The sequence below is a fragment of the Streptomyces sp. SID1328 genome (assembly GCF_009865595.1).
Taxonomy (GTDB): domain Bacteria; phylum Actinomycetota; class Actinomycetes; order Streptomycetales; family Streptomycetaceae; genus Streptomyces; species Streptomyces griseoluteus.
Genome location: NZ_WWKH01000170.1, coordinates 1 through 15,587, shown reverse-complemented (window position 1 = coordinate 15,587; position 15,587 = coordinate 1). Strand labels below are relative to the sequence as shown.

14 protein-coding genes and 2 pseudogenes are annotated in these 15,587 nt (G+C 72.1%); 7 read left to right on the top strand and 9 right to left on the bottom strand.

The annotated features are described in order from the left end of the window. Window positions 1-198: pseudogene (locus GT030_RS36170) on the bottom strand (hypothetical protein); the annotation flags it as partial. A gap of 324 nt (window positions 199-522) precedes the next feature. Here GT030_RS36170 and GT030_RS05075 point away from each other — a divergent pair. The 3 genes from GT030_RS05075 to GT030_RS05065 all read left to right on the top strand — a co-directional run bounded on the left by GT030_RS05075 (window position 523) and on the right by GT030_RS05065 (window position 4,642). Beyond that, window positions 523-1,473 carry an SCO0930 family lipoprotein gene (locus tag GT030_RS05075; protein WP_161200029.1) on the top strand — a complete coding sequence of 317 codons (951 nt, stop codon included), beginning with the start codon at window positions 523-525 and terminating at the stop codon, window positions 1,471-1,473. A 230-nt stretch (window positions 1,474-1,703) separates the two neighbouring features. Then, window positions 1,704-2,516 (top strand): SAM-dependent methyltransferase, encoded by an 813-nt coding sequence (locus GT030_RS05070; RefSeq protein WP_161200028.1) that lies wholly within the window; start codon window positions 1,704-1,706, stop codon window positions 2,514-2,516. Beyond that, the gene (locus GT030_RS05065; RefSeq protein WP_161200027.1) at window positions 2,513-4,642 is read left to right on the top strand and encodes an EAL domain-containing protein; all 2,130 of its coding nucleotides are present in this window, start codon (window positions 2,513-2,515) and stop codon (window positions 4,640-4,642) included. The genes GT030_RS05070 and GT030_RS05065 overlap by 4 nt, the downstream gene beginning before the upstream one ends. Window positions 4,643-4,763: 121 nt before the next feature. Here the strand turns inward: GT030_RS05065 and GT030_RS05060 are convergent, their stop codons facing one another. Beyond that, entirely contained in the window at window positions 4,764-5,648 is an 885-nt protein-coding gene (locus GT030_RS05060) for a LysR family transcriptional regulator (protein WP_161200026.1), read from the bottom strand. Window positions 5,649-5,767: 119 nt separating this feature from the next. Between GT030_RS05060 and GT030_RS05055 the strand changes: the two genes are divergently transcribed. From GT030_RS05055 to GT030_RS05045, 3 genes are read left to right on the top strand one after another with little or no spacing between them, the layout of a single operon-like run. Further along, window positions 5,768-6,439, top strand: coding sequence for a succinate dehydrogenase (locus tag GT030_RS05055; protein WP_161200030.1), 672 nt, complete (start codon window positions 5,768-5,770; stop codon window positions 6,437-6,439). Between the two features lie 2 nt (window positions 6,440-6,441). Further along, window positions 6,442-8,388: a fumarate reductase/succinate dehydrogenase flavoprotein subunit gene (locus GT030_RS05050; RefSeq protein WP_161200025.1), complete on the top strand. Its 1,947-nt coding sequence runs from the start codon at window positions 6,442-6,444 to the stop codon at window positions 8,386-8,388. Beyond that, complete coding sequence (locus GT030_RS05045; protein ID WP_161200024.1) at window positions 8,385-9,134, top strand: succinate dehydrogenase/fumarate reductase iron-sulfur subunit; 750 nt, start codon at window positions 8,385-8,387, stop codon at window positions 9,132-9,134. Before GT030_RS05050 ends, GT030_RS05045 begins: the two co-directional genes overlap by 4 nt. A gap of 88 nt (window positions 9,135-9,222) precedes the next feature. On the opposite strand, the gene GT030_RS05040 is transcribed toward GT030_RS05045, so the two are convergent. Together GT030_RS05040 and GT030_RS05035 are read right to left on the bottom strand one after the other, a co-directional pair. Next, window positions 9,223-10,935, bottom strand: coding sequence for an NlpC/P60 family protein (locus tag GT030_RS05040; RefSeq protein ID WP_161200023.1), 1,713 nt, complete (start codon window positions 10,933-10,935; stop codon window positions 9,223-9,225). Window positions 10,936-11,067: 132 nt separating this feature from the next. Further along, window positions 11,068-11,262: an antitoxin gene (locus tag GT030_RS05035; RefSeq protein WP_031182137.1), complete on the bottom strand. Its 195-nt coding sequence runs from the start codon at window positions 11,260-11,262 to the stop codon at window positions 11,068-11,070. 107 nt (window positions 11,263-11,369) lie between these two features. Here GT030_RS05035 and GT030_RS05030 point away from each other — a divergent pair, with 107 nt between their 5' ends. Further along, window positions 11,370-11,861, top strand: a complete 492-nt coding sequence (locus tag GT030_RS05030) for a hypothetical protein (RefSeq protein WP_161200022.1) — start codon at window positions 11,370-11,372, stop codon at window positions 11,859-11,861. Window positions 11,862-11,902: 41 nt separating this feature from the next. On the opposite strand, the gene GT030_RS05025 is transcribed toward GT030_RS05030, so the two are convergent. From GT030_RS05025 to GT030_RS05005, 5 genes and pseudogenes are all read right to left on the bottom strand, one after another. Next, window positions 11,903-12,115, bottom strand: coding sequence for a dodecin (locus GT030_RS05025; protein WP_161200021.1), 213 nt, complete (start codon window positions 12,113-12,115; stop codon window positions 11,903-11,905). Window positions 12,116-12,273: 158 nt separating this feature from the next. Beyond that, the gene (gene egtD, locus GT030_RS05020) at window positions 12,274-13,233 is read right to left on the bottom strand and encodes an L-histidine N(alpha)-methyltransferase (protein WP_161200020.1); all 960 of its coding nucleotides are present in this window, start codon (window positions 13,231-13,233) and stop codon (window positions 12,274-12,276) included. Next, the gene (egtC, locus tag GT030_RS05015; protein ID WP_161200019.1) at window positions 13,230-14,009 is read right to left on the bottom strand and encodes an ergothioneine biosynthesis protein EgtC; all 780 of its coding nucleotides are present in this window, start codon (window positions 14,007-14,009) and stop codon (window positions 13,230-13,232) included. Before egtC ends, egtD begins: the two co-directional genes overlap by 4 nt. Next, a complete protein-coding gene (gene egtB / locus GT030_RS05010; RefSeq protein ID WP_161200018.1) occupies window positions 14,009-15,343 on the bottom strand; it encodes an ergothioneine biosynthesis protein EgtB in 1,335 nt (444 codons plus the stop codon). The genes egtC and egtB overlap by 1 nt, the downstream gene beginning before the upstream one ends. After that, window positions 15,340-15,587 (bottom strand): annotated as a pseudogene (locus tag GT030_RS05005) (ergothioneine biosynthesis glutamate--cysteine ligase EgtA); the annotation flags it as partial. The gene egtB and the pseudogene GT030_RS05005, both read right to left, overlap by 4 nt.

Sequence of the window (15,587 nt, the reverse complement as noted above, 5' to 3'; positions counted from 1 at the left end):
CGTGGGGGTCGGCGTGGGCGTCGGCGGACAGGGCGGCGGGGGTGGCGGATGGCAGGGCGGTGGGCCGGGGTGGTGGTTTCCGGCCACCGCCACGGCCACCGTGCCGTCCGGGCCCGTGGAGGCGTAGGCGCAGGCGTCGGCCGAGGCCGTGCCGACCGGGCAGCCGACCACGCTCCACGCCACCGCGAGCAGCGCCAACGCCCTGGTGGCGACCGCACATCGGGTTGCTTGGGGACCTTGCACGAGCGAGATCATGGAGGCCCCGCGAAGCCCCCGCCGCCATTCGTACGGCAATTGATCCGAAGGAGGGACAACGCACCCCACCTGGTTTGACACGCCGGGCAGCCCCGCCGGAGCGATGGGTACGCACGTACGCACCGCCACCCCCTCGGTACGCCCCGTCGCGCACCGCCGAAAGTTTTTCGCCGCCCCGTTGAACGCTGCGCCCCCCGCGCCCCGTACCCATGGCCGTGCGGTGACTCAGTAGCGCCGCAACAAACTGGCGAAAATGGGGAGTTGAGGATGAAGACCTCCTGGCGGACCGCCGCACTGGTGGCCACGGCCGCTTCGGTGCTGGCGCTGACGACGGCGTGCGGTCAGGACAACGTCACGCCCCCGGCGGCGGCGGCCCAGAACGTGGGAGCGTCGGCCAGCGCCGCCGGTATCGGCACCGGGGTCACCGCGGGCAACGGCTACGGCGCCGACGGTGCCCAGAGCAGCGCCTCCCCGACCCCCGCCGCCCCCGCGGGCAAGCTGACGGTGGCCACCAACCCGCAGCTCGGCAATGTGCTCACCGACGGGTCCGGCCTCACCCTGTACCGTTTCGACAAGGACACGGCCGAGCCGCCGAAGACCAACTGCGACGGCGACTGCGCCACCACCTGGCCCCCGGTCCCCGCCGACGACGCCAACGCCGGGGCCGGCATCGACAAGGCCATGCTGGGCGAGGTCACCCGCGCCGACGGCACCAAGCAGCTCACCATCGGCGGCTGGCCCGCGTACCGCTACGCCAAGGACCTCAACTCCGGCGACGTCAACGGCCAGGGCGTGGGCGGCAAGTGGTTCGCGCTCGCCCCCAACGGCAAGAAGGCGTCGCTGACTTCGCTGCCCGGCCTCTCCGTCCGCAAGGACCCCGAGCTCGGTGACATCGTCGTCGACAAGAATGGCCGCACGGTCTACCGCTTCCTCAAGGACAAGGCATGGCCCAAGTCCGTCTCCAACTGCACCGGGGCGTGCCTGGAGAAGTGGCCCGCGGTGGCGCCGGTGAGCGCCGACGACACCCAGGGCGTGAAGAAGAAGGGCCTGATGCCCTTCACCCGTCCCGACGGCGTGAAGCAGATGTCGGTCAACTGCTGGCCCATCTACACCTTCGCCGGCGACAAGGCCCCCGGTGACACCAACGGCCAGGGTGTGGGCGGCACTTGGTACGCCGTATCGCCCGAGGGCAAGCCGATCGGCGCGCCCGCCCAGTAGCGGTCACCGCCCGGCGCAGGGCCCGTACCGTCCGTGTCACGCGGAGGGGACGGGCCCTGTGCCGTGCGCCCGGACGGTCACCCAGCGGGGTCGGACGGGTACTTCCCGCAGGCGGTGACCGGGAACGGATGGTCAATTTCCGTTTCGGGTCGCCCCTTTGGCGGGCGATCAGTAGCCTCAGCTCGAACACCGGCTCGCCCGTCCCTGCCGCCTACGCCTTGGAGTGATACATGGAGCGCCCTGCCTGGGCCCCCCGGAGCATCGACATCTCGGTGCCGAGCGTCTCGCGCATGTACGACTACTACCTGGGCGGTTCGCACAACTTCGAGGTCGACCGGGAAGCGGCCCGCAAGGCGATGGAGTTCCTCCCCGGCCTGCCCAAGACCATGCAGGCCAACCGGGCGTTCCTGCGCCGGGCCGTGCGGTTCGCCGCCGAGCAGGGCATCGACCAGTACCTCGACGTCGGCTCCGGCATCCCGACCTTCGGCAACGTCCACGAGATAGCCCAGGCCGCCCGGCCCGGCGCCCGCGTCGTCTACGTCGACCACGATCCCGTCGCCGTCGCGCACAGCCAGGCGGTGCTCGCGGGGAACGAGGACGCCGGGGTGGTCGCCGCCGATCTGCGCAAGCCGCGGGAGATCCTGACCAGCCCCGAGGTGGCCCGGCTGATCGACCTCGACCGGCCGATGGCCCTGCTGCTGGTGGCCGTACTGCACTTCCTGGAGGACGCCGACGAACCCCACCGCGCGGTGGCCGAACTGCGGGCCGCGCTCGCGCCGGGCAGCCTGCTGATCCTCACCCACGCCTCCTACGAGGGCATCCCCCTGCCCGAGGAGCGCGCCGAGGGCGCGGTGGACGTGTACCGGGACATCCGCAGCCCGCTGGTGATGCGCCCGCGCGACGAGATCGCCCGCTTCTTCGACGGCTTCGAGCTGCTCGACCCCGGACTGGTCCATCTCCCGGACTGGCGGCCCGAGTCGGCGCAGGAGGACGAGGACGACTTCGCGTTCTCCGGGTTCGCCGGCGTGGGGCGTACGGCGTGAGCGCGGAGCCGGACGGCCCGGAGGGCAGAGTGCGGCGGCTGACGACGATCTGGAGCCGGGCCGTCTACCCCGTCACCTCCACGTCGCTCACCCGCGCCGATTTCGAGGAGCTGCTGCTCCCCCTCGCCCACCGCCTCAGCCGGGCGCTGCGGGCCAGAAGCTTCGACGCCGGGGAGGCGCGGTCGGTCGGCGCCGCGCTGGTCGAGGCGCACGGCACCGATCCCGAGGTGCTCGCCCGTACCCTGGACTGCGTCGACGCCTACCTCGTCCTGTACTGCGGTGACGACAGCCCGCAGGACCAACTCCGCATGCGTTCCTCGCGGTTGCAGCACGCCATGGCCGCCGGGTACGCCCAGGCGCTGCGCGAGCGCACCCGCGCCGAGCAGGAGTGCATCGCGCAGGCCGCGCTCCGCGCCCAGGGTGTGGTCGCCGAGGCCCTGCACGCCAGCGAGGCCCGCTTCCGCGCGGTGTTCGAGGGTGCGGCGATCGGCATCGGCATCGCCGACCTCGACGGCAACGTCCTCCAGGTCAACGGCGCCCTCCAGCGCATGTTCGGCCTCTCCGAGACCATGATGCGCGGCCGGAAGGTCCGGGACTGGACCCATCCAGAGGACGCGCCCCAGACCTGGCGGCTCTACGAGGAACTCGTCCGCGGCGAACGCGACCACTACCACGTGGAGAAGGCGTTCCACCGGACCGACGGCACCGCGCTGTGGACCAACCTCACGGTCTCCCTGCTCCGCGACGCCGACGGCGCCCCGCAGTACCAGCTGGCGCTGATGGAGGACACCACCGAGCGCCGGCTGCTCCATCTGCGGCTGCGCTACGAGGCCACGCACGACGCCCTGACCGGGCTGCCCAACCGGACCCTGTTCTTCGAGCGGCTGGAGAAGGCGCTCGCGGCGGGCGAGGGCCAGCGCTTCGGGCTGTGCTACCTCGACCTCGACGGCTTCAAGGCCATCAACGACAGCCTCGGCCACGCGGCCGGCGACCGGCTGCTGGTGGAGGTCGCGGACCGGCTGCAGTCCTGCACCACCGCGCCCGGCGAGATGGTCGCCCGGCTCGGCGGCGACGAGTTCGTGGCCCTCACCACCGGCCGCGACACCGAGCGCGGGGTGGAGGAGCTGGCCGAACGCATCACCCACGCCCTGCTCACCCCGGTCGGCATCGACGGCCGCGACCTCCTGGTGCGTGGCAGCCTCGGCATCGTGGAGGGCCCGGCGGGGGAGCGTACGGCGGCGGAGGTGCTGCGCAGCGCCGACATCACGATGTACCGGGCCAAGTCGGCGGGCGGCAACCGGGCCGAGCTGGCCGACCCGGAGGCGGACGCCCGCGCGATCACCCGGCACGGGCTCACCACCGCGCTGCCGAGCGCGCTGGAACGCGGCGAGTTCTTCATCGAGTACCAGCCCCTGGTCCACCTCGGCGACGGCACCGTGAGCGGAGCGGAGGCCCTGGTCCGCTGGCTGCACCCGCAGCACGGGGTGCTCGGGCCGGACCGCTTCATCCCGCTCGCCGAGCACACCGGGCTGATCGTGCCGCTGGGCCGGTGGGTCCTTGAGGAATCGATCCGGCAGGCCCGTGCGTGGCGGGAGAAGACGGCCGGCCCGCTGCGGATCAACGTCAACCTCTCCCCGTGCCAGCTCACCCACCCCGGCCTGGTGCAGGACACCGTCGACATCCTGGAGCGCGCCGGTGTCACCCCGGACGCGCTGTGCCTGGAGGTCACCGAGTCCGCGCTGATCGGCGCCGACGACGGCCTCCTGAAGCCGCTGCGCCGGCTCGCCGAGATGGGCGTCGACATAGCCCTGGACGACTTCGGCACCGGCTACTCCAACCTCGCCAACCTGCGCCGCCTCCCGGTCAGCGTCCTCAAACTCGACCGCTCCTTCACCCAGGGCATGCAGCAGTACCCCGCCGATCCGGTGGACCTCAAGATCGTCGAAGGCATCGTCTCCCTCGCCCACAGCCTCGACCTCGCGGTCACGGTGGAAGGCGTGGAAACCAGCGCCCAGGCCGACCAGCTCCGCCTCCTCGGCTGCGACACCGCCCAGGGCTGGTACTACGCCCGCCCGGGCCCCCCGGAACAGCTCCACACACTGGCGTTGGCGGACGCGACGGGTTAGCGGGGCCAGGGGGTGCGGCCGCCAAGCGGCCCGCACCCCCGCCAGGGGCGCGGGGAACCGCGCGACCAGCCCCGACGAACCCGCACCCGAAAAGCCACAGCACCGGGCAGACGGGCGGGCGCTACCGCTCCAGCAGCATCCGCTGGAGTTCCCGAGCCCCCCGAGGCGGAGCCACATCGCTGCGGTGGGCCAGCGCGATGGTCCGGGACAGCCCGGGCCGGGCGAGCGGAGTCACCCGGAGGCCCCGCCCGGCACGGCTCGCCACCATCCGGGGTACGACAGCCACGCCCAGCCCCGCGCGGACGAAGCCGAGGACCGCGTCCATCTCACCCCCCTCGACGGCGAACTCCGGCTCGAAGCCGGCCGAGCGGCACGCGTTGACGGTGAGCTCGCGGAGGTCGTAGCCGTGGCGGAACATCACGAGGCGTTCGTTCTCGAGGTCGGCGATCTCGACGGAGCGGCGGCCGCCGCCGGGGGCGGGGGCGTCGGGGGAGGAGACCACGACCAGGTCTTCGCGCAGCAGCTCGACCGTCGTCAGGGCGGGGGCCGGCGCCGGGAGGGGGAGGACGATCAGGGCGAGGTCGAGGGCGCCGCGGCCGAGTTCGCGGACCAGGTCTCGGGAGCCGCTCTCCTGGATCAGGAGCTGGATGCCCGGGTAGCGGTCGTGGAAGGCGCGGAGGACGTCCGGCAGCAGGCCCGTGCAGAGGCTCGGGGTGGCGCCGAGGCGCACCCGGCCGCGCCGGAGCTGGACCAGTTCCTGCACCTCCTGCCGGGCGGTGTCCGCGTCCGCGAGGATGCGGCGGGCCAGCGGGAGCAGCGCCTCGCCCGCGTCGGTCAGCGCGATGTTGCCGCGCGCCCGGACGAACAGGTCCGCGCCCAGCTCCCGCTCCAGCGCCCGGATCTGCTGGGAGAGCGAGGGCTGGGCGACATGGACCCGTTCGGCGGCACGGGTGAAGTGCCGGGTCTCGGCCACGGCGACGAAGTACTGGAGCTGCTGGAACTGCACGCCTCCAGGATAGCGAAAGACTATGGAAACCAGCCGATCCATGTCTTGGACCGATCGGCCTGCCCGGTCGTAACGTGCTGTCCATGGCTCTGGCAACGCGGACGGACCGACGGCCGTCGATGGCGCGCACGGTCTGGGACAGCTCCGTCGGCAAGAAGACCGTGATGGCCGTCAGCGGCATTGTGATGCTGCTGTACCTGGTCGCGCACATGATCGGGAATCTGAAGATCTACTTCGGGGCCGGCGAGTTCAACAGCTACGCCCACTGGCTGCGCACGGTCGGCGAGCCGTTCATGCACTACGAGTGGACGCTCTGGCTCATCCGGGTCGTCCTGGTGGTCGCCGTGGTCGCCCACGCCACCGCCGCCTACCAGCTCAGCCGCCGTGACATCAAGGCCCGGCCCAGCAAGTACGTGCACAAGAAGGCACGCACCAGCTACGCAACCCGGACCATGCGCTGGGGCGGCGTCATCCTCGGCCTCTTCATCGTCTGGCACCTCCTGGACCTGACCACCGGCACCGCACACCCCGGCGGCTTCCAGGAGGGCCACCCGTACCAGAACGTGGTGGACACCTTCTCCACCTGGTACGGCAACGTCATCTACATCGTGGCGATGCTCGCCCTCGGCCTGCACATCCGGCACGGCTTCTGGAGCGCCGCCCAGACCCTCGGCGCCGGCGGCCGGACCCGCGAGCGGGTCCTGAAGACCGCCGCCAACGTCCTCGCGCTGCTGCTCACGGCCGGCTTCATCGCCGTACCCGTGGGCGTCATGACCCAAGTGGTGAGCTGACCATGACCTACACCGACTACACGACCGGCGACCCGGTCGCCGACACCAAGGCCCCCTCCGGCCCGGTCCACGAGCGCTGGGACACCCGCCGCTTCGAGGCCAAGCTGGTCAATCCGGCCAACCGGCGCAAGCACACCGTCATCGTCGTCGGCACCGGCCTCGCGGGCGGCTCGGCGGGCGCGACGCTCGCCGAGCAGGGCTACCACGTCGTCCAGTTCTGCTACCAGGACTCCCCGCGCCGCGCCCACTCCATCGCGGCGCAGGGAGGCATCAACGCGGCGAAGAACTACCGCAACGACGGCGACTCCGTGCACCGGCTGTTCTACGACACCGTCAAGGGCGGCGACTTCCGCGCCCGCGAGTCCAACGTGCACCGCCTCGCGCAGATCTCGGTGGAGATCATCGACCAGTGCGTGGCCCAGGGCGTGCCCTTCGCCCGTGAGTACGGCGGACTGCTGGACACCCGTTCCTTCGGCGGCGTCCAGGTCTCCCGCACCTTCTACGCCCGCGGCCAGACCGGCCAGCAGTTGCTCCTCGGCGCCTACCAGGCGCTGTCCCGGCAGATCGCGGCCGGGAACGTGGAGATGTACCCGCGCACCGAGATGCTCGACCTGATCGTGGTGGACGGCCGGGCGCGCGGCATCGTCGCCCGCGACCTGATCACCGGGAAGATCGACACCTACTTCGCGGACGCGGTGGTGCTGGCGAGCGGCGGCTACGGCAACGTCTTCTACCTGTCGACCAACGCCATGAACTCCAACGCCACCGCCATCTGGCGGGCGCACCGGCGCGGCGCGCTGTTCGCCAACCCCTGCTTCACCCAGATCCACCCCACCTGCATCCCGCGCACCGGCGACCACCAGTCCAAGCTGACCCTGATGAGCGAGTCGCTGCGCAACGACGGCCGTATCTGGGTGCCGAAGGCGGAGGGCGACACCCGTCCGCCCAAGGAGATCCCCGAGGACGAGCGGGACTACTACCTGGAGCGGATCTACCCCTCCTTCGGCAACCTGGTCCCGCGCGACATCGCCTCCCGCGCCGCCAAGAACGTCTGCGACGAGGGACGCGGCGTCGGACCCGGCGGCCAGGGCGTCTACCTGGACTTCTCCGACGCCATCGCGCGCATGGGCCGCAAGGCGGTCGAGGCCAAGTACGGCAACCTCTTCGACATGTACCACCGCATCACCGACGAGGACCCGTACGAGGTGCCGATGCGGATCTACCCCGCCGTGCACTACACGATGGGCGGGCTCTGGGTCGACTACGACCTCCAGACCACCGTGCCCGGTCTCTTCGCCATCGGGGAGGCCAACTTCTCCGACCACGGGGCCAACCGGCTCGGCGCCTCGGCGCTGATGCAGGGCCTGGCCGACGGCTACTTCGTGCTGCCGGCCACCCTCAACGACTACCTGGCCCGCCACCCGCACCAGGAACCGCTGACCGGCGAACACCCCGAGGTGCAGGAGGTGCTGGCCGAGACCGAGGACCGGGTCAGCCTGCTCCTCGCCGTCGACGGCGACCGCACCCCCGACTCCTTCCACCGTGAACTCGGCGAGCTGATGTGGGAGTTCTGCGGCATGGCCCGCAACGCCGAGGGCCTGCGCAAGGCGCTCGCCGAAATCCCCCGCATCCGCGAGGAGTTCTGGCGCCGGATCAAAGTCCCCGGCACCGGCGAGGAGTTCAACCAGTCGCTGGAGAAGGCCAATCGCATCGTCGACTACCTCGAACTGGCCGAGCTGATGTGCCTCGACGCCCTGCACCGCGCCGAGTCCTGCGGCGGCCACTTCCGCGAGGAGTCCCAGACCCCGGACGGCGAGGCGGCCCGCCGCGACGACGAGTTCGGCTACGCGGCCGCCTGGGAGTTCACCGGCACTGGTGAGGCCCCCGTCCTGCACAAGGAAGACCTGGTCTTCGAGTACGTCCATCCCACCCAGCGGAGCTACGCATGAGGCTCACCCTGCGCGTCTGGCGCCAGCGGAACGCCGACACCGACGGCGCCATGTCCACCTACGAGGTGGACGGCATCTCGCCCGACATGTCCTTCCTGGAGATGCTGGACGTCCTGAACGAACGGCTCATCCTGGAGGGCGAGGACCCCGTCGCCTTCGACCACGACTGCCGCGAGGGTATCTGCGGCGCGTGCAGCCTCGTCATCAACGGCGACGCCCACGGACCCGAGCGGACCACCACCTGCCAGTTGCACATGCGGTCCTTCAAGGACGGCGACACGATCGACATCGAGCCCTGGAGGGCCGCCGCCTTCCCGGTCATCAAGGACCTGGTGGTGGACCGGTCCGCATTCGACCGGATCATCCAGGCCGGCGGCTATGTCACCGCTCCCACGGGCGCCGCCCCGGAGGCGCACGCGACGCCGGTGCCCAAGCCCGACGCGGACTTCGCCTTCGAGCACGCGGAGTGCATCGGCTGCGGGGCCTGCGTGGCCGCCTGTCCCAACGGCGCCGCGATGCTCTTCACCTCGGCCAAGGTCAACCACCTCAACGTCCTCCCGCAGGGCGCGCCCGAGCGGGAGACGCGGGTGCTGGACATGGTGGCCCAGATGGACGCGGAGGGCTTCGGCGGCTGCACCCTGGCCGGCGAATGCGCCACCGCCTGCCCCAAGGGCATCCCGCTCTTCTCCATCACCGGAATGAACAAGGAGTGGCTGCGCGCGACCCGCAAGGCGGGCAAGCGGTAGGGAACTCAGCAGACGTTCGCCAAAGGGGGCGGACGGGCGGGGCCGGGAGTGGTGCTCATCCCCGGCCCCGTCTGCTGTGCTCCAGGGGTCAGATGCGGCGCACGGTGTGCAGGGACGTGGCGTAGGTGCCGGTGCCGTCCAGGAGGGACGCGCCGCCCAGGTCGGACATGGTGGGACCGTCCACCGTCTTCCGGCTGGACAGGAAGCGGCGCTTGCCGTCGGCGTCCGGGCCGAGGTAGATCCCCACGTGGTCCACGGTCACCGTCGCGTGGTCGTCGCTGGAGTCGGCGTTGAACAGCACCAGGTCACCGGGCTGGAGCAGCGCGGCCACGGGCGGCGCGGTGCCGTTCGTCCGGTTGCGCGGTATCCGCGTCCCCGAGGTGTCCGCGCCCGCCGCCAGCGGTACGCCCATGTGGTAGCCGTACACCATCCGCGTGTAACCGGAGCAGTCCAGATTGCCGACCTGCTTGCTCGACGGCCCGGTGTAGGTGCCGTCGGGGAAGGTCCAGCCCACGTTCATGTACTCGTGGAAGTCGGCGCCCTCGTAACGGTAGCCCTGCGGGTCCAGATAGCCGTAACCGGCCTCGCCCAGCACCTGCTTGCCCAGCGCGGGCCCGTCCCCGGCGGTGACCGCCGGAGCGCCGCCGAGGAACATCGCCGCGTACGCGAGCACGTCCGGCGCCGTCGACCCGGCCCACCCGCGCACCGTGCGCTCCAGGTCGGCCGTCCAGGTGCCGTCGAAGGGCTGCGGCAGCACGCGCACCCAGTCGCCATGGGTGACGGTCGGCGGGGTGTCCCAGTTCGCGGCGTCCACCTCGAAGCGGCTCACCTGGAGTTTGACCGGCAGGTTGGTGCAGCCCTGGTTGGCCAGCGCCCGCAGGCCCACCCGGCCCGCGCCGAACGTGGAGTCCGTGACGTCCACCGCCCAGCCGGAGGGCTCCGCCGTGCTCGTACGCCACGCCTTGACCCTGATCCGGGCCCCCTCCCGGCGCACCCGGACCGTGAAGTCGGTGGCCGCCGGGACGCCGGTGGCGAGGGTGGCGGCCGTGACGAGCTGGGTCACCGTGTCGGCGACCTCCTTCTCGACGCGCAGCTCCACCGCGCCGCTGGTCAGGAAGGACAGCCGGGCCCGGTAGCTGTTGTGGGTGTCCTGGTAGCCGAAGGACAGCGCGTAGGAGCACGCCTGGCCGGTGGGCACCTTGTCGAAGCGGGCGGTCGCGCGCACGTCCACGTCGGTGATCCGGTCGTCCCGCAGCGTCGCGTGGCGGCTGGCGTAGTCCGTGGTCAGCGCGATGACACCGGTGCCGGGCAGGACCGAGTAGTCGGTGTCGGCCGGGCCCAGCGTGGACCAGCTCCCGCCGCCCGGCGAGGTCCCCCAGCAGGAGCGGTCGGCGGCCGGGAGCGAGGTGTCCGGCAGGGTGCGCCCGAAGTCGTCCACGAAGGGCCGCTTGTTCTCGGCGAAGGTTCTTCGCGGGCCCGGCACCAGCACGGTCCGCGCGCCCCGGGTGAGCAGGGCGACGCGTCTGCCGCCGCTGGTTACCTCGGTGCGGGCCGGGGTGCCGGGCAGCACGGTGGCGGTGAGCGGCGCGGCGAGGGTCAGCTGGGAGAAGTAGGAGGCGTCCAGCGGCGGCAGGGTCACCGAGGAACGGGCCGAGGTCAGCCCGGCCGGGGCGGGCAGCGGGTCCACGGGGGCCGGGAGGGCGTCGGCCCGCGCGGGGGTGGTGGCCAGGGCGCCCAGGGGCAGGGAGGCGGCGGTGACGGCGAAGGCGGCCAGCAGACCGCGGCGTGACGTGTTGATCATGCGATGAATGATCCCGCAACCGGCCGCGCACACGTCCGCGTCCGGCTCGGATCTGCTCCGAACCGGACGCGGACGTATGCCTGGTGGGATTTCCGCCCGGCATCGCACCGGTACGGGTCGCCCCCGCGGGTCCTAGGACTGCGGCGGGTTGTCGCGGTGCTGCTGGGAGCCGAACTGGTCCCTCAGCTTGTCCTGAGCGGTGTCCACCTGGGACTGGTGCTTGTTGCCGGTCCGCTGGTCGAGGTAGTCGCCACCCCTGTCGATGCCCTTGTCGGTCATGTCTTCGTGGCCCTTGAGCATTCCCTTGATCTTGTCCATAAAGGACATGGCAGCCCTCCTGGTCGCTTGAGGCTTCCCCTCCCAGGGTCACCGGCCCTGCCCGGCTTCGCATCTTGAACGCCCGGCGCCCGGCACGGCCGCCCTACAGTGGGCCCGTGGCACACAGCAGCGAACGTCCGGTGACCGTCTTCGACCTCGACAACACCCTCGCGGGAACCGCGCACCGGCAGCACTTCCTGGAGCGGCACCCGCGCGACTGGGACGGGTTCTTCGCCGCCGCGCCCCTCGACCCGCCGCTGGCCGAGGGTGTGGCGATGGCCCGTACCGCCGCCCGCACCTGCGACCTCGTGTACCTCACCGGGCGCCCCGAGCGGTGCCGCCGGGACACCCTCGACTGGCTCTCCCTCCACCAACTCCCGGACGGAGAGCTGTACATGCGGCCCAACCAGGACCGCAGGCCCGCCCGGACCACCAAGCTGGAGACCCTGCGCCGGCTCGCCCGGCGGCGTGAGGTGCTGGTCGTGGTGGACGACGACGAGCTGGTCTGCGACGCGGCCGAGCGGGCCGGCTTCGCCGTCGTACGGGCCCGCTGGGCCGAGTCCTCGGCCGCGCTGGAGCAGGCCCAGGAGCAGGAGGGCCGGACCTGAGCCGGCGGTGGCGGTCGGACGGCCCAGCCGGCGCGGACGGCTCAGACGTCTTCCAGGCGGAAGCCCACCTTCATGCAGACCTGGTACTTCTCGATCCGCCCGTTCTCGATCTGCCCCCGGACCTGCGTGACCTCGAACCAGTCCAGGTTGCGCAGGGTCTGGTCGGCACGGCCGATGGCGTTGCGGATGGCCTGGTCGACACCGTCGGTGGAGGTGCCGACGATCTCGCTGACCCGGTAGGTGTGGTTCGACATGGGTGGGTGCTCCTCTTCGCCGTACGGCAGGGTGACGGCGCCCGGCTGCCCCGATCGGTCCGGTTTGTCGCGCCGTAATCCACCGTGCCGTATCCCCGCCCGGCGCGCGAGAAATCGCCCGCCGGGCGGGGAGACAGCCGCCCTCAGCCCGCCCCCGCTCAGCGCGCCACGCTGAGGGACAGCGCGAAGCGGTCCTCGGAGTCGGTCCACCAGTGGGTCAAGTCCAGCCCCGCCTTGTCCAGTTCGGCACCGACTCCCTCCCGGCGGAACTTCGCCGAGACCTCGGTGCGCATCTCCTCACCGGCCGCGAAGTCCACGACCATGCCGAGCGCCGGGATCTTCACCGTCTGCGCGGTACGCGAGCGCAGCCGCATCTCGATCCATTCCCGCTCCGGGTCCCAGCGGGCCACATGGTCGAAGGCGTCGGGGTCGAAGTCGGCGCCCAGCTCGCGGTCGATCACGCTGAGCACGTTCTTGTTGAACGCGGCCGTCACCCCGGACGCGTCGTCGTACGCCCGGACCAGGACCGCCTCGTCCTTCACCAGGTCGGTGCCGAGCAGTAGCCCGTCGCCCGGCGCCAGCATGGCGCGCACGCTGTCCAGGAAGCCGGACCGCTCGGCGGGCAGCAGGTTGCCCAGCGTGCCGCCGAGGAAGGCGACCAGCCGGGGGCCGGGCGTTTCGGGCAGCGTCATCGGCTTGGTGAAGTCCGCGATCAGGGCGTGCACCGCGAGACCGGGCCGCTCCTCGGTGAGCGCCCGCCCCGCCTGCACGAGCGCGCTCTCGCTGACGTCGACCGGGACGTACGCCTCCAGCGAGGTCAGGGCGTCGATCAGGTGGCGGGTCTTGGTGGAGGAGCCCGAACCCAGCTCGATCAGAGTGCGGGCGCCGCTGGCCGCGGCGATCTCACCGGAGCGGTTCTGGAGGATCTCCCGTTCGGCACGGGTCGGGTAGTACTCGGGCAGCTCCGTGATCCGCTCGAACAGCTCGCTGCCGCGCGCGTCGTAGAACCACTTGGGCGGCAGCGTCTTGGGGTCGGTGGACAGGCCGTCGAGGACGTCGGCGCGCAGCGCGGCGTCGGTCGCGTCCTCGGGGAGGGTGCGGGTCACGTGCAGGCTCACGTGCAGGGCTCCTTCGGTGGCACGGACACGAGGTCCTCGACGGGGTCGAGCCGCACCTCGGTACGGCTCGCGGTGACCACGGTGCGGTCGGGGACCTCCCGCCACAGCGGTTCGTCGTCGTACGGCTCGGAGGCGACGATCACGGCGTGTCCCGGTTCCGCGCGGTACCAGAGACTGTCGCCCCAGGCGGTCGCGGTGACGGTCTCGCCGTCGGTCAGCAGCAGGTTGAGACGGGAGGCGGGCGCGGCCTCGGCCAGTCGGCGGACCGTCGCGGCGAGGGCGTGTTCCGGCGCCTCGCCCGACCTGAGCCGGTGCAGGACCAGCGCCCAGACGAACGCCGAGTCGGTGCGCGCCTGGAGGGACAGCACATCGACCGGGGGCAGCAGGGAGACCAGCGGGGCGGCCGAGTCGGGCCAGCCGGCGACCGCCCCGTTGTGGCTGAACAGCCACCGCCCCGAGGCGAACGGCGCCGCCGCGGCCTCCGCGTCCGCCCCCGTCAGCGTGGCGTCGCGCACGGCGGCCAGCACCGCGCCCGAGCGCACCACACGGGCCACGTCCAGCAGGGACTGGTCCGCCCAGATCGGCCCGGAGCGCCGGTAGCGGGCCGGCACCGGGTCGCCGTGCGCGTACCAGCCGACCCCGAACCCGTCCGCGTTCACCGTGCCGTTGCGCTGGCGCCGGGGCGCCCAGGACTGCCGGTACAGGCTGTGCGGCGGGTCCAGCAGAAGGTGCTTGAGCGGCTGCTCGGGACCCAGATAGGCCAGGTGGCGGCACATCAGGCGGACTCCGAGCGGGCGGTGCGGAACCCGGCGAAGATCTGCCGCCGGACCGGGTAGTCCCAGTTGCGGAACGTCCCCCGGCAGGCCACCGCGTCCACGGCGAACGAACCGCCGCGCATCACCTTGTACTCCGGCCCGAAGAACACCTCCGAGTACTCCCGGTACGGAAACGCGGCGAACCCCGGATACGGCTCGAGGTCGCTCGACGTCCACTCCCAGACGTCCCCGATCAACTGCCGCACCCCGAGCGGGGACTGACCGGACGGGTAGCTGCCGGCCGGGGCGGGGGAGAGGTGCCGCTGGCCCAGGTTGGCGTGCTCCGGTCCCGGGTCGGCGTCACCCCACGGATAGCGGGTGGAGCGGCCGGTGACCGGGTCGTGCCGGGCCGCCTTCTCCCACTCCGCCTCGGTGGGCAGCCTGCGCCCGGCCCAGCGGGCGTACGCGTCCGCCTCGTACCAGCACACGTGCAGCACCGGCTCCTCGGGCGGCACCACCTCGGTGACCCCGAACCGGCGCCGCAGCCACTGGCTGCCCTCCCGCCGCCAGTACAGCGGCGCCTTCAGGGAGTTGCGGCGAACGTGCGCCCAGCCCTCCGGCGTCCACCAGCGCTCGGTGTCGTAGCCGCCGTCCGCGATGAACGCCTGGTAGGCCCCGTTCGTCACCGGCACCGTGTCGATCCAGAACGGCGCCACCTCCCGTACGTGCGCCGGGCGTTCGTTGTCCAGCGCCCAGGGTTCGGTGGAGGTGCCCATGGTGAACGGGCCGCCGGGGACCAGGACCTCGGCCGGCCCGGTGTAGGGCGGCACCGGCTCGTGGGCGGGCGCGGTCAGCGCGGCCGGGCCGGTGCGGAGCTGATGGGTGATCAGCATCGTCTCGTCGTGCTGCTGTTCGTGCTGGGCGATCATCCCGAAGGCGAACCCCGCCTCGGTGAGCCGGCTGCCACCCTCGAAGTCGGCGCCCTCCAGCAGGTCCAGCGCCCGCCCGCGCACCTCGGCCGCGTACTTCCGCGCCTCCTCGGGCGGGAGCAGCGGCAGCGAGGGGCGTTCGGAGCGCGGATGCTCGAAGGCGTCGTACAGCACGTCGATGTCGGGCCGTATCGCCTCCCGGCCGCCGACGTTGCGCAGCAGCCACAGCTCCTCCTGGTTGCCGATGTGCGCGAGGTCCCAGACCAGGGGCGACATCAGCGGGGAGTGCTGGGCGGTGAGGTCCGGGTCCTCGACGCAGCTCGTCAGCAGGGTGGTGCGGTCGCGGGCGGTGACCAGCGAGGCGAGCAGCCGCTCGCGCAGCGTCTCGGTGCCGGCCGCAGTCGTCCCGCTCTCCTGGGCGGTCATGAGCGGATGTCCTTCCTCGCGTGGGCGCGCGGGTCCGCGGCGCGGGCGCCGGCCAGCAGGTCGTCGGCCGGGCAGCGGCCCCGCAGGACGTAACGGTCCAGATACCCCGCCACCGCGTCCGACACCTCGGGCGTGGCACCCAGCCGGGGCAGCGCCGCCAGCGCCGCCGTGAAGCAGGCGGTGGCGGCCTCCCGCAGCCCCGGATCGGCCAGGCCGAGCCGGGCCGCGTCCGACCACAGCGGAT

Excerpts from the sequence above, each read along its gene's own strand:
- egtC (WP_161200019.1), bottom strand. The coding sequence starts at position 14,009 with ATGTGCCGCCACCTGGCCTATCTGGGTCCCGAGCAGCCGCTCAAGCAC.
- GT030_RS05035 (WP_031182137.1), bottom strand. The coding sequence starts at position 11,262 with ATGTCCTTTATGGACAAGATCAAGGGAATGCTCAAGGGCCACGAAGAC.
- GT030_RS05070 (WP_161200028.1), top strand. The coding sequence starts at position 1,704 with ATGGAGCGCCCTGCCTGGGCCCCCCGGAGCATCGACATCTCGGTGCCG.
- GT030_RS05045 (WP_161200024.1), top strand. The coding sequence starts at position 8,385 with ATGAGGCTCACCCTGCGCGTCTGGCGCCAGCGGAACGCCGACACCGAC.
- GT030_RS05040 (WP_161200023.1), bottom strand. The coding sequence starts at position 10,935 with ATGATCAACACGTCACGCCGCGGTCTGCTGGCCGCCTTCGCCGTCACC.
- GT030_RS05025 (WP_161200021.1), bottom strand. The coding sequence starts at position 12,115 with ATGTCGAACCACACCTACCGGGTCAGCGAGATCGTCGGCACCTCCACC.
- egtB (WP_161200018.1), bottom strand. The coding sequence starts at position 15,343 with ATGACCGCCCAGGAGAGCGGGACGACTGCGGCCGGCACCGAGACGCTG.
- GT030_RS05050 (WP_161200025.1), top strand. The coding sequence starts at position 6,442 with ATGACCTACACCGACTACACGACCGGCGACCCGGTCGCCGACACCAAG.
- GT030_RS05075 (WP_161200029.1), top strand. The coding sequence starts at position 523 with ATGAAGACCTCCTGGCGGACCGCCGCACTGGTGGCCACGGCCGCTTCG.
- GT030_RS05055 (WP_161200030.1), top strand. The coding sequence starts at position 5,768 with ATGGCGCGCACGGTCTGGGACAGCTCCGTCGGCAAGAAGACCGTGATG.